General features: G+C 57.4%; 12 protein-coding genes. 10 read left to right on the top strand and 2 right to left on the bottom strand.

Annotated features, from left to right (window positions below):
- Window positions 1-20: 20 nt before the first annotated feature.
- The 3 genes from ACTG2J_RS20035 (at window position 21) to ACTG2J_RS20025 (ending at window position 3107) form a co-directional block, all read left to right on the top strand.
- The gene (locus ACTG2J_RS20035) at window positions 21-677 is read left to right on the top strand and encodes a hypothetical protein (RefSeq protein ID WP_439989191.1); all 657 of its coding nucleotides are present in this window, start codon (window positions 21-23) and stop codon (window positions 675-677) included.
- Window positions 678-1361: 684 nt separating this feature from the next.
- The gene (locus ACTG2J_RS20030) at window positions 1362-1841 is read left to right on the top strand and encodes a GNAT family N-acetyltransferase (protein ID WP_429077561.1); all 480 of its coding nucleotides are present in this window, start codon (window positions 1362-1364) and stop codon (window positions 1839-1841) included.
- Between the two features lie 267 nt (window positions 1842-2108).
- Window positions 2109-3107, top strand: a complete 999-nt coding sequence (locus tag ACTG2J_RS20025; RefSeq protein ID WP_257686490.1) for a sensor domain-containing diguanylate cyclase — start codon at window positions 2109-2111, stop codon at window positions 3105-3107.
- Window positions 3108-3194: 87 nt separating this feature from the next.
- On the opposite strand, the gene ACTG2J_RS20020 is transcribed toward ACTG2J_RS20025, so the two are convergent.
- Window positions 3195-3821, bottom strand: a complete 627-nt coding sequence (locus ACTG2J_RS20020) for a porin family protein (RefSeq protein WP_323927820.1) — start codon at window positions 3819-3821, stop codon at window positions 3195-3197.
- 1275 nt (window positions 3822-5096) lie between these two features.
- On the opposite strand from ACTG2J_RS20020, the gene ACTG2J_RS20015 reads away from it, so the two are divergent.
- A complete protein-coding gene (locus ACTG2J_RS20015; RefSeq protein WP_005336490.1) occupies window positions 5097-5861 on the top strand; it encodes a helix-turn-helix domain-containing protein in 765 nt (254 codons plus the stop codon).
- Window positions 5862-5901: 40 nt separating this feature from the next.
- Here ACTG2J_RS20015 and ACTG2J_RS20010 read toward each other — a convergent pair whose 3' ends face one another.
- The gene (locus ACTG2J_RS20010; RefSeq protein WP_088868366.1) at window positions 5902-6666 is read right to left on the bottom strand and encodes a UTRA domain-containing protein; all 765 of its coding nucleotides are present in this window, start codon (window positions 6664-6666) and stop codon (window positions 5902-5904) included.
- Between the two features lie 264 nt (window positions 6667-6930).
- Here ACTG2J_RS20010 and ACTG2J_RS20005 point away from each other — a divergent pair, with 264 nt between their 5' ends.
- From ACTG2J_RS20005 to ACTG2J_RS19980, 6 genes are read left to right on the top strand one after another with little or no spacing between them, the layout of a single operon-like run.
- Complete coding sequence (locus tag ACTG2J_RS20005; RefSeq protein WP_005355254.1) at window positions 6931-7992, top strand: ABC transporter substrate-binding protein; 1062 nt, start codon at window positions 6931-6933, stop codon at window positions 7990-7992.
- A 9-nt stretch (window positions 7993-8001) separates the two neighbouring features.
- Window positions 8002-8835 carry an alkaline phosphatase family protein gene (locus ACTG2J_RS20000; protein WP_069528476.1) on the top strand — a complete coding sequence of 278 codons (834 nt, stop codon included), beginning with the start codon at window positions 8002-8004 and terminating at the stop codon, window positions 8833-8835.
- The gene (locus tag ACTG2J_RS19995; protein WP_439989192.1) at window positions 8835-9734 is read left to right on the top strand and encodes an ABC transporter permease; all 900 of its coding nucleotides are present in this window, start codon (window positions 8835-8837) and stop codon (window positions 9732-9734) included. The genes ACTG2J_RS20000 and ACTG2J_RS19995 overlap by 1 nt, the downstream gene beginning before the upstream one ends.
- Window positions 9727-10503, top strand: a complete 777-nt coding sequence (locus tag ACTG2J_RS19990) for an ABC transporter permease (RefSeq protein WP_421300734.1) — start codon at window positions 9727-9729, stop codon at window positions 10501-10503. Before ACTG2J_RS19995 ends, ACTG2J_RS19990 begins: the two co-directional genes overlap by 8 nt.
- A gap of 6 nt (window positions 10504-10509) precedes the next feature.
- Complete coding sequence (locus ACTG2J_RS19985) at window positions 10510-11517, top strand: ABC transporter ATP-binding protein (protein WP_439974655.1); 1008 nt, start codon at window positions 10510-10512, stop codon at window positions 11515-11517.
- A gap of 39 nt (window positions 11518-11556) precedes the next feature.
- Entirely contained in the window at window positions 11557-12210 is a 654-nt protein-coding gene (locus ACTG2J_RS19980) for an HAD family hydrolase (protein WP_252656328.1), read from the top strand.

The raw sequence follows: 12210 nt of genomic DNA, 5'->3' as shown, positions 1-12210 counted from the left end.
TTTATTTAAAGGAGAATGTTATGCTTAACAAAATAGTTGCTTTAGTAGTTGTTACTTTGCTTTCAGGTTGTTCAACCCAAATCGATGGGAGATATAAATCTCAAGTTGATCCAGATTATAGTTTTCTACATGATAAAGTTATGGTAGTTGCAGCATATGAAAAAGGAAATGTATTAGAAACTAAGTTTTATGTAAATAAAGTGACTAACGCCCTAAAAAGTAAAGGTTTTGTCAATGTATTTTCATATAATGAGGTGGATAAGATAAAAAAGCCGATTGAATTGGTTTTATTTGTTGATGTAAGTAAGGAAATGAGTTCATACCAATATAACAGCCCAGACTATGGCATGGTAGATAGTGGCTTTTCCACGGTAAATTGTACAGGGTTTGGTGCAACATTAAATTGTACTGAGAACAGACAGAAAACCCTTGGTGTAGTTGGTTCATCAACCAAAACAGATACAATAACAGGTTATTATTTTATCACATCATGGTTTGATATGAAGAACAAACAGAATGTCATGTTTACATTCTCTTCATCGTTTAAAGAAGGATGTTCAGATCAATCCATGTATAATTTTTTGATTCAACAGTCAATTGAACGATTGAGCTTTGATAAGCCAGAAGAGTATGATTTTTCCGTAGAAATGCCGAAAGATTATAATTGTTCAATATAAATTATTGTTTCTATAGCGTTGTCTTTTGGCTGCGCAGACTAAGCACCAACCTACACGATTGTGTAGGTTCTGGCTGAGCGTAGCGAAGCCCAACGTTTACCGCGTAATCTCTTTTTTCCTCCCCTCATCCCCAGCCCTTCTCCCGCAAGGGGAGAAGGGAGATTGGGCTTATTTTGATATATTTCACACCACTGCTTTATCAGGCATGTGTAGGTTCGATTAGCGAAGCGTAATCGGACGATCGCGTAATTGAGTAATCGAGTATGTTGGGCTTCACAGGCTCAGCACCAACCTACCGATTGTGTAGGTTGTGGCTGAGCGTAGCGAAGCCCAACGTTTACCGTGAAATCTCTTTTTTCCTCCCCCTCATCCCAACCCTTCTCCTCCTTTTTAATAAACGGGAGAAGGGATCAATGCCGTTACCGCTGTCCGATTACGCTTCGCTAATCGAACCTACGTGGCTGGCGATCATATTTCCGATGCCGCTTTATCCCCTCTCCCTTTGGGAGAGGGCTAGGGTGAGGGGCGCAGGTTGGCACAATGCCAATTTCGCCCGCTTTGTGAAATCCGGTAGGGTGCAATGAACGAAGTGAATTGCACCGCTGCTATTTATCTGCCAAAAGGTGTAATGCGCTGCGCTTATTACACCCTACATCGAACCAACACACGACAGGATGTCATTGCTTGAAACTTGAATTTAACACCATCGATCTGGATCGGGATTACGAGCTCTGTGTGCAGGCACGCAGGGATGCCTATTTTTGCAGCTTTCATACCCATGATGGTTTTGCCGACTTTATCGACGGCTATCGGGAGCGGATCCGCGAAAGGCTGGGGCAAGCGCAATGGCACTACCTGCATGTCTGGGCGGGTGAACAACGGGTGGGCCAGCTGGAGTTTCGCAGCTTTTCCGATGAACCCGAGACCGGCTATGTGCAGCTGATTTATCTGTTCCCTGAATATCGTGGCCGCGGGCTGGCCGCGCAGTTGCAGGCCTATATTCGCCAGCAGTTGCTGGGGGCTGGCTGCAAATGGGCGATCCTCTCCGTGAGTCGTACCAATGTGCGGGCCTTGAATCATTACCGGCGCTTTGGCTGGGTATTTCTGCGTCCCAATCCGAAACATCAGGAGACGGATTTTTATCGGCTGACTCTGGCCGAGTGACCTCTGTGATGGCCTCTGGGTATCCCCTCATTTATTCCCATCCCCCAAATGACTGAATCGTGAGTTAAATCCGGTAAATGGGGCGCGCTTGAGCCACACTTATGGCCACCCTGATTCAGCCTGCGCCGTGAGTGGCCGATAACCGGGTAAACGTTGGTGCGGTGGGGTTCTGGCTGACAGTTCTGTTGCAATATGCCAAGGTAGCGCCTCACGACAACAGCACGATTCCCCGTGGTGGCGCGGGGCGGAAGAACAAGGATAACTGCTATGGTGCAGGACAGTGACACGATCAGGATCTCGGATGTCAGCGAGGCCGTGGTGCATGGCATTCTGGAGGTGACCAGCGATGGCATCTGGGATTGGCATGCCAATACCGGTTTTGTCTATCGCAACCCCGGCTGGTACCGGATGCTGGGGTACGAGCCTCACTCCCTCGGCAATACCGTCTTCACCTGGGAGAACGTGATCCACCCCGACGATCTGGCGGCAGTGATGGCGAAGTTCGATCTCTGTCTGAGCGGCAGCGCCCACGAATATCGCGCCGAGTACCGTTGCCGCTGCCGGGATGGCAGTTACCTCTGGATTGAGGATTGTGGCCGCATCATTGAGCGCAATCCCGATGGGTCTGTGGCGCGGATGATCGGCGCCCATCGCGATATCCACGCCAGCAAGTTGTTGCTGGAACAGCTGGAGCGGCGCAATCAGTCGCTGGAGCAGCAGGTTGCCGAGCGTACCGCCGAGCTGGTGCGACTCAACGAGGCGCTGCAACAGAAAGCCGAGGAGAACCGTCTGCTGGCAGAGACCGATGCTCTGACCGGCGCCGCCAGTCGCTATCGGCTGGAGCGGGCGTTGCAGCTGGAGTGCGAGCGGGCGCGCCGCTTCCATCAGCCGTTTACGGTGATCGCCATGGATGTGGACAACTTCAAGCAGATCAACGACAGCTATGGCCACAACGCCGGGGATCAGACCCTGATCAACATAGTGGCGCTGGTGCGCCGCCATATCCGCGAGATCGATCTGCTGGCCCGTTGGGGCGGTGACGAGTTTATGGTGTTGTTGCCCAACACCGGCCGCGAGGATGCGCTGGTGGTGGCGAGCAAGTTTCAGGCATTGATGGTGAGCGAGCCCATCTGCCCCCACGCGCCCGCTACCATGAGCTTCGGGCTGGCGGAGTATCAGCAGGATGAGCAGAAGGAGAGCCTGATGGTGCGCGCCGATCGGGCGCTCTATCAGGCCAAGCAGCTGGGTAAAGACCAGATCTGCTAACGCGCAGGGCACGGAAAGAAGAGCAGTAAAAAGGGCCGCAGGTTTGAAACCTGCGGCCCTTTTGCATTGTTACTGACGCGGCGCGACTTAGAAGTGGTAGCGCAGACCCAGCTTGAAGGTATCCAGAGAGTAGTGCTCGTCACCCAGGCTCAGGGCGTTGAACTGGCGCTCGTAACCGATACCTGCAGAGAAGTGGTCGTTGAAGGCGTAGTCCAGACCTACTTCCAGATTGGGGTGTACCTTGCTCTTGGTTGCGCTCTCGTTTACCTGACCGCTGAAGCCGAGGAGGGTGGCGTTGCCGACAACTTCCACTTCGGTGCGGGTGTAGGCGATACCCGGTTTGGCATAGGCGCTGAAGCCCCAGGCCAGCGGCTGGCTCAGCTTGGCGGCCAGGCTGATGCTGCGGGTTTCGATGGTGGTGTCGGCAAAGCCGGTTGCAATCGGGGAGGTCACCCAGGTCAGCTGATCCATCTGTTGGGCGTGCAGGCCACCTTCAACGGCCAACCAGGGTTTGAAGCTGTAACCTACGATCAGGCTGCCGCCGTCGAGTTGGTCATCGATGAGCTTGGCGTCATAAACGCGCTGGAGGTCACCGTCGAGATCCATCTTGGAGGTGGTCAGATCCAGACCTGCATACCAGCCTTCGGCATGGGCGCCGCCATTCATGGCCAGAGCAAGCAGGGAGAAAGCGGCAATTTTATTAAACTTGTTCATGGATAAATAACCTTGTGTTGCGTGAACTGCGTGTGATTTATATTGCTCAATCCATGAAGATTTTTATATTTCCGTCATTGCTCTGCTTTCACAGAGGGGCCGCAGTATAGTCAGCACATTTCTGAATAACAAGAGAGTGATTTCCCCATTCTTCTAAATATTACTGGCTGCAAGCAGGGGCATTTTGTTTAATAAATGGTGTTATTAGAGTTTTAGCTTTATTGAGGTTTAAATAATTAACTGGTGAGGAAAATGACAGGCTGAGAGTTCGGTTTTAATTCTATGCGATTGATTTATATCGGCATTAAATTTTCATTCGAGCGTAGCCGTGATGAGTTGTCTAAAAATTGGCATCTCAGATGTCACTGATTGGCATCAGGTTCTTTTCGATGATTTTTTGAACGCATCACAAGGTGAAACCGTGAGAAAAAAATCTATCTTTTTGCCTGTTTTTTGCTCTTTTGAGGCTTGGGATTGTTCCCATTGAGGGTTTTGGTGGTCTTTTGAGGCTGTTTTGGCGTGGGCCATGCTACCCATCAGATACGCAGATGGGCTCTTGTGGGTGGTTTTTCATTTCTCCCGGCAGCACTCGTTGGGGTGGGCATAAGGTGTGATAAGCAGATATGAGGTGTGCGGTCTGATTAATTTTGTTTGCTTATATATACAAGCCATTTAAAAGATAGGTTTTTGGCGTTTTAAATAACTTTATTATATTCGTTTCCATATTTGGCGAAGCTTTCCAAGCAAGCCATTTAAATATATTGCATAGCAATAACACGGTATTGATGATCGTTTAGGATACCTTGCCAGAGAGATCGTGGTGGCTGGCGCATCAGTGGGCGGCGGGTGGCCGGTGACACTTCCCCTTGCCGGGGCCCTTGACCTGACCTGCGAATTCAGGGAAAAGAAAAGGGCGGTGCTATCAGCGCCGCCCAATGCCAGGAAAGAGAAAAAACCTTGCGGTTTAAAAGATAAAAATTTGGAAGCAAACAATCGATTTCTCAACCAGGAAGGGTCTTGAATTCGATACGTTTCGATTATGCGCGATGTTCTATGCAGCACTAGCAAAATGTTTGCGGGTTGAAAGATATGCACTGTCTGGTGTCAGATTTTGCGACCTCGTCGTTCAACTGGTCTGTCCTGATGGGCGTTGCAGGCGATTTTTGCTCTAGGCTGTTTTTTCGGTGTCAATATCTGAGCCTTGAAGGTAAAAACAGGTCAGAAGCTGACTCGGCATAACCATGCAATGAAAGTGCGATAACAAGGAAGAGTGGCATGACCTACAGCCAGACCCTGGCCAACAATATTCTCGACACCCTGAAGAAGACCCTGACCGACAAGGGGATCCGTTATCAGACCCTGGCAGAAGCCATGGGTGTCTCCATCGCGACGGTGAAACGGATGATGAACAAGCCCTCGCTGCCGTTCGATACTCTGCTGGAGATCTGCCATCTGGTGGGGCTCTCGTTCGAGGAGTTGCTGGATCGTACCCAGGACGCCCAGAGCCGCCGCGCAGTCTTCACTCAGGAGCAGGACGAGGCGTTTCACAACGAGCCGGGTCTCTACGCCTTTCTCGCCAATATCTTCTGGCGCGACAAGACGCTGATCGATCTCAAGCGGGAGTACGGCCTGACCGATGCCTCCTGCTACCTCTATCTGCGCAAGCTGGAGAAGCTCGGCATTTTGCAGCTCGGTATCGACAACAGTTACCACTTCCTCATCAGCGAGCGGATCAGCTTCGAGCAGCACAGCCGCTTCGCCCGTCAGCAGGCACGGCAGGCAATGTCGGTGCTGGGGGAGTATCTGGTGGAGAACATGCACAAGTCGAACAACTATATGGCGCTCTGCCAGCTGCACCTCAACGAGGGAGAGGCGATGGCGCTGATCGACCGGATGAAGGAGTACTGGCATCAGGAGATCAAGCTCAACCGCCCCGCCATCGGCCAGCAGGAGCACGCCAAGACCTACACCATGTCGCTGCAACTGGCCGACTGCGGCTATCAGAGCTTTGACGACATGATCCCCAATATCGACAACTGATCCCGGCGGATCCTGCGGGATCCGCTCTGTTGGCTGGAGTCTAATCGGCGACCCGGGTTTGTTGCAGCTTGCCTGCGAGCGGCTGCAATGCTCGCGTATCCAGACAAATGCGGATGGCATCCGGCCGCCAGTGCTCGATATCGCAATCCACCAGACCGCCTCGCTCGTCGTAGTTGACCCGCACCAGCCGCAGCACCGCGCTCCCCTCCGCCAGATTGAGGGCGCGGGCGATGGCGCCGCGCGCCGCCGAGGGGGTGATCTCGAGACTCGCCCCACCCTGGCCTATGCCATAGCGCTGCTGATAGAGCTCGGTTAGGGAGCTGGCCAGCGGTGCGCTGGCGATATCGGGAAAGCGACTCGCCAGCAGGTGGTGGCTGACATGAAGCACCGGGCGACCGTCGATCAGCCGCTGGCGGCGGATTTCATAAAGTGGGGTGAAGGGTTCCAGCCCCATCCAGCGGCACAGCTCGCTGCTGGCAAGCTCGCTGCCGTGGGCCAGCACCCGGGTTTCGGCGGTGCGCTGCTGTTCGCCGATCCACTGGTGAAAGTGGGTGTGGATGGCGGGATCGTAGGTGAGGCGGGGTGGCGCCACAAACCAGCCGCGCCGCTCGGCCCGGTAGATAAGGCCGTCTGCTTCGAGGCTGGAGAGCGCCTCCTTGATGGTGATGCGGGTGGTGGCGAAACGCTCGCTCAGTGCCCGTTCGGCGGGCAGCTGCTGCCCGGCCCCCAATTGGCCGCTGCCGATATAGCGGCGCAGGGTCTGGCAAATCTGTTCGCACTTGGAGGAGACGCGGCCATCGGCCATGCTCTGTTCGTTCACTCTCTGCTCGCTCAATCTCGGCTCGGTCACACTCTTGTCCCTGTTGCTTATTCAGAAGGCGGGTGGCTGGCCAATCCCTTACTGGAATAGTCCAGCCTCACTCGGGTTCAGAGTTGTAACTGCTGTGGATGACAGCGCCATGACAGGGTGATTGTCATCAAACTGCCATTAAAGCGCCCCGCCACCGTCACAATTCCCCTCTAGCATCCCTCTCGAACCTTAACTGACCTAGTCCAGAGGGATGGGATGATGAAAAGCGTGATCGCAAGTGCACTGGCCATGGTGGCCATCAGCCAACCGTTGTTTGCCACAAATAGCTATGCAGCCGAAAATATCGCGGATCTCGAAAAGGCCGCCCGCGGTGAAGGCCAGCTCCACAGCATCGGCATGCCCGACAGCTGGGCCAACTGGAAGGATACCTGGCAGCAGCTGGGCAGCATCTACGGCATCAAGCATCAGGATACCGACATGAGCTCGGCGCAGGAGATCGCCAAGTTCGCCGCCGAGAAGGCCAACGCCACCGCCGATATCGGAGATGTGGGCGGCGCCTTCGGTCCGGTTGCGGTCAAGCAGGGGGTCACCCAGCCCTACAAACCCTCCACCTGGGCCGATATTCCCAACTGGGCCAAGGACGCCGACGGTCACTGGATGCTGGCCTATACCGGCACCATCGCCTTCCTGATCAACAAGGATCTGGTCAAGGCCGCCCCCACCAGCTGGCAGTCCCTGCTGGGTGGCGACTACAAGGTGACCCTGGGTGATGTGGGCGTAGCCTCCCAGGCCAACAACGGTGTGCTGGCGGCGGCCTATGCCACCGGCGGCAGCGAGAAGAATCTGAAACCTGCACTGGAGCTGTTCGGTCAGCTGGCCAAACAGGGTCGTCTCTCCCTGAACGATCCCACCATCGCCAACATCGAGAAGGGCGAGGTAGAAGTCGGTGTGCTGTGGGATTTCAACGCATTGAACTACCGCGACCAGATCGACCCCAAGAAGTTTGATGTGGTGATCCCGAGTGACGGCTCCGTCATCGCCGGTTACACCACCATCATCAACAAGTGGGCCAAGAACCCCAACGCCGCCAAACTGGCGCGGGAATACATCCTCTCCGATGCCGGTCAAATCAACCTGGCCCGCGGCTACGCTCGCCCGATCCGCAGCAACGTGACTTTGCCGGATGATGTGAAGGCCAAGCTGCTGCCAGCCGAGCAGTATGCCAATGCCAAGCCGGTTCAGGATCACGCCGCCTGGGAGCAGAGCTCCAAAGCCCTGCCGCGCCAGTGGCAAGAAACCGTCATGATCAACATGCAGTAAGGGAATCCAGTGCAACACAAGGTGATAGTGGTACTTGTGGATGGTCTGGCAGCCGAGGTAGCCCACACCATGGGCTACCTCGGTGGCATGGTGGAGGCGGGGCGGGGCCTGCATACGACCCTGAATGCTGCCCTGCCGTCTCTCTCCCGACCCCTCTACGAGTGCATCCTGACCGGCGTGCCGCCGGTGGTGAGCGGCATCACCCACAACGGGGTGAGTCGCCTCAGTCTGCATGACTCCATCTTCCATCTGGCCCGCGCCGCGGGTAAACGCACCGCAGCGGCGGCCTACCATTGGGTGAGCGAACTCTACAACCGCAGCCCATGGCTGGCTGCCCGTGATCGCTTTACTCACGACGAGCTGCTGCCGATCCAGCACGGCTGCTTCTACTGGGATGACAACTATCCCGACAGCCATCTGCTGATGGATGGCGAGTGGCTGCGCAGCCAGTACGATCCCGATTTTCTGCTGATCCACCCGATGGGGGTGGACGATGTGGGCCACAAGTTTGGCCTCGATTCCCGCCAGTACCGCAATCAGGCGCGCCGCATGGACAGCCTGCTGGCCGATCTGCTGCCCCAGTGGCTGGTGGAGGGATATCAGGTGGTGATCACCTCGGATCACGGCATGAACAACGATCTGAGCCACGGCGGCACCCTGCCGGAAGAGCGCACCGTGCCACTCTGGCTGTTTGGCGATGCCTTTATCGAGCGCTGGCCGGATGGGGTAGTGATCGCCCAGACCCAGCTCTGCGCCCTGATGGCCGATCTGCTGGGCATCCCCCACGACAAGCCGGCTGCGCCACCGCTGCTCAAGGCGGCCTTTATGCGCGAGGTGCACTGATGATGCCTGCCACCACCGAGATCCTCGCGGATCGACCCGTGGCAACCAAGCAGAAGGTGCGCCGCCACTGGCTGCCCGCATTGGTATTGCTGCCGTTTATCCTCTTGATGATCCTATTCCAGCTCGCCCCCATGGTGTGGGTGCTGGTGGGCAGCTTTCAGACCCCCGATGGCTGGGGCCTCGACTACTACCGGGAGATTTTGAGCTCCCCCTTCTACCTGCAATCGTTCGGCAACTCGTTGCGCATTGCCGGTATCGCCAGTCTGGCGGGGCTTGTCATCGGCACCCTCGGGGCGGCGGCGCTGCGCCACAGTGGCGAGCGGGTCAAGCAGCTGCTGCTGGCTTTCGTCACCATGACCGGCAACTTCAGCGGAGTGCCGCTGGCATTCGCCTTTATCATCATTCTCGGCATCAATGGTGCTGTGACCCTGCTGCTGAAATCATGGGGATTGATCGACGGCTTCAACCTCTACTCGGGTAGCGGCCTTATCCTCATCTACACCTACTTCCAGATCCCGCTCGCCCTGCTGCTGCTCTACCCGGCGTTCGATGCGCTGCAGGATGAGTGGCCGCAAGCGGCCGCGTTGCTGGGGGCGAGCAAGGGGCAGTATGTGTGGCATGTAGCGCTGCCGGTGCTGACGCCTGCGCTGCTCGGCACCCTGATCATCCTGTTTGCCAACGCGGTGGGGGCTTATGCCTCCGCCTACGCCCTCACCACCGGCAACTTCAATCTGGTGACCATCCGGGTGGCCAGTCTGGTCTCCGGCGATATCTTCCTCGAGCCCAATATGGCGGCGGCGCTGGCGGTGATCCTGATGGTGCTGCTGGGGGTGGTGACGGCCGCCAACCAGTGGCTGCTGAAAAAGAGCTATGTGAACAAGGGGCAATCCCATGCATGATTTGACGCCGCGCTGGCCCAAGTGGGTGCTGGGTGGGCTGGTCGCCACCCTGCTGCTACCGCTGCTGGCTACCTTTCTCTACTCCATCTCCACCCGCTGGGGGGCGACCCTGCTGCCGGACGGCTTCACCCTCGACTGGTATCTCAAGCTGTGGGGCGACCCGCGTTTTCTGGCTGCATTTGGCCGCAGCCTCCTGGTCTGCTTCGCCACCCTGCTGCTGGGGACCGTGGTGCTGGTACCGACCGTGCTGGTGGTGGCCTACTACTTCCCAAAGCTGGATCCCTGGATGAACCTGTTGATCCTGCTCCCCTTCGCGGTGCCACCTGTGGTCTCGTCAGTGGGGCTGCTGCAGATCTACGCCGATGGCATTCTGCCCATCATCGGCACGCCGTGGATCCTGATCGGTACCTGGTTCACAGTGGTGCTCCCCTTTATGTATCGGGCGCTGGCCAACAGCCTGCAAGGGGTACCGCTCAGGGATTTGATGGATGCCGCCCATCTGCTGGGGGCAAGTAGTCGGCGCGCCTTTCTGTTGGTGGTGATCCCCTGCCTGCGCAAGGGATTGCTGGCGGCGCTGTTTCTCTCTCTCTCCTTCCTGCTCGGCGAGTTCGTGTTTGCCAACATGCTGGTGGGCACCCGCTACGAGACCCTGCAGGTTTACCTCTACAACATGCGCGCCACTTCTGGCCACTTCACCAGTGCGCTGGTGATGAGCTACTTCCTGCTGACCCTGCTGCTCACTTGGGCGGCCAACAGATTTCATCGGTGATCCAAGATGTTTCATTTAGAAGTCAATCAGTTGCATAAATCCTACGGCGAGACCCCGGTGTTCGAGGGGATCGAATTCGGCATCCGCAAGGGGGAGCTGGTGACCCTGCTCGGCCCCTCCGGCTGCGGCAAGTCGACCCTGCTGCGGGCGCTGGCCGGGCTCACTCCGGTGGATGGCGGTCAGGTGCGGGTGGCCGGTGAGGACATCACCTGGCAGGCGCCCCAGAAGCGGGGCATCGGCATGGTGTTCCAGAGCTATGCGCTGTTCCCCAATATGACGGTGTGGGACAACGTCGCCTTCGGCCTCAAGATGAAGCCCCAGCCGGGGCGCGAGCTATCGACCAGCGTGAAAGAGGCACTGGCGCTGGTGGAGCTGACCGGCTTCGAGCGCCGCTATCCGGCCGAGCTCTCCGGCGGTCAGCGCCAGCGGGTGGCACTGGCGCGCGCCCTGGTGGTGCGGCCACGTATCCTGCTGCTGGACGAGCCGCTCTCGGCGCTGGATGCCCGCATCCGCCGCAGCCTGCGCCAGCAGATCCGCGAGATCCAGCAGCGCCTCGAGCTCACCACCATCTTCGTGACCCACGATCAGGAGGAGGCGCTCACCCTGTCGGATCGGATCTTCCTGATGAACAAGGGATCCATCGTCCAGAGCGGCACGCCGGAGCAGATCTACACCCGTCCCGCCAGCGAGTTTGTGGCGAGCTTTATCGGCAACTACAACCTGCTGAACGCAGAGCAGGGCAAGTCCCTGTTCGGCCCCCGTTTTCAGGGCAAGCTGGCGCTGCGGCCGGAGTCCATCACCCTGCTGCCCGCCGGGGCGACCAGCAGCGAACCCAGCCTGCCCGGCATCATTCGTCAGCAGCAGTTGCTCGGCAACGTGATCCGCTATCAGGTGGAGTGCGAGGCGGGGCTGTTGACGGTGGATTGCCTCAACCGCTGTGCCGGCGATCTGCTGTCGGTCGGCAGCGCCGTGACCCTGGTGGTGGCCCGGGATCAACTCTGTGAGGTAGCATGACGCCTCGTTTCATTTTCGTTGTTATCGCAAGGAGCCCTCATGGCACTGGCACTGTTTGATCTGGACGAGACCCTGATTGCCGGGGATTGCGCCAGCCTCTGGCTGGAGTACATGGTGGCCGGGGAGCTGGCCCCGGCGGGCATGGTGGCCGAGGAGCAGGGGATGATGTCCCTCTACCATCAGGGCAAGATGGACATGCATCAGTACATGGCCTTCACCCTGCAGCCGCTGGCGGGCAAGTCGCGCCAGTGGCTGGAGCAGCAGTGCCACCACTTCGCCGAGCAGGTGCTGCGCGAGCGCCTCTACCCGGAGGGGTTGGCGCGCATCGAGTGGCACCGCCAGCGTGGTGACGAGCTGGTACTGATCTCCGCCTCCGGCGAGCATCTGGTGGCCCCCATGGCGAAGATGCTGGGGATGGATCACTGCGTCGCCATCCTGCTCGATGAGGAGGAGGGGATGCTGACCGGCCAGACCCGCGGCACCCTCAGCTTTCGCGAAGGCAAGGTGGCCCGCATCAACCAGCTCTTTGCAGGCAGGGACCATCTCTGGCAGGGGAGCTTTGGCTACAGCGATTCCCACAACGATCTGCCCATGCTGCGGGCAGTGAGCCATCCTCATGCGGTCAATCCGGCCCCCGCGCTCCGTCAGTGCGCCTCGGAGCTGGGCTGGCCGGTGTGGGAGTGGCAGCGCTGA

The sequence above is a fragment of the Aeromonas sp. 6P genome (assembly GCF_051919525.1).
GTDB lineage: Bacteria > Pseudomonadota > Gammaproteobacteria > Enterobacterales > Aeromonadaceae > Aeromonas > Aeromonas veronii.
This window is presented reverse-complemented; position numbering and strand designations above follow the sequence as displayed.

Coding starts and splice junctions, on each gene's coding strand:
- ACTG2J_RS20035 (WP_439989191.1), top strand. CDS start 21: ATGCTTAACAAAATAGTTGCTTTAGTAGTTGTTACTTTGCTTTCAGGT.
- ACTG2J_RS20025 (WP_257686490.1), top strand. CDS start 2,109: ATGGTGCAGGACAGTGACACGATCAGGATCTCGGATGTCAGCGAGGCC.
- ACTG2J_RS20020 (WP_323927820.1), bottom strand. CDS start 3,821: ATGAACAAGTTTAATAAAATTGCCGCTTTCTCCCTGCTTGCTCTGGCC.
- ACTG2J_RS20015 (WP_005336490.1), top strand. CDS start 5,097: ATGACCTACAGCCAGACCCTGGCCAACAATATTCTCGACACCCTGAAG.
- ACTG2J_RS20010 (WP_088868366.1), bottom strand. CDS start 6,666: ATGGCCGATGGCCGCGTCTCCTCCAAGTGCGAACAGATTTGCCAGACC.
- ACTG2J_RS20005 (WP_005355254.1), top strand. CDS start 6,931: ATGAAAAGCGTGATCGCAAGTGCACTGGCCATGGTGGCCATCAGCCAA.
- ACTG2J_RS19995 (WP_439989192.1), top strand. CDS start 8,835: ATGATGCCTGCCACCACCGAGATCCTCGCGGATCGACCCGTGGCAACC.
- ACTG2J_RS19990 (WP_421300734.1), top strand. CDS start 9,727: ATGCATGATTTGACGCCGCGCTGGCCCAAGTGGGTGCTGGGTGGGCTG.
- ACTG2J_RS19985 (WP_439974655.1), top strand. CDS start 10,510: ATGTTTCATTTAGAAGTCAATCAGTTGCATAAATCCTACGGCGAGACC.
- ACTG2J_RS19980 (WP_252656328.1), top strand. CDS start 11,557: ATGGCACTGGCACTGTTTGATCTGGACGAGACCCTGATTGCCGGGGAT.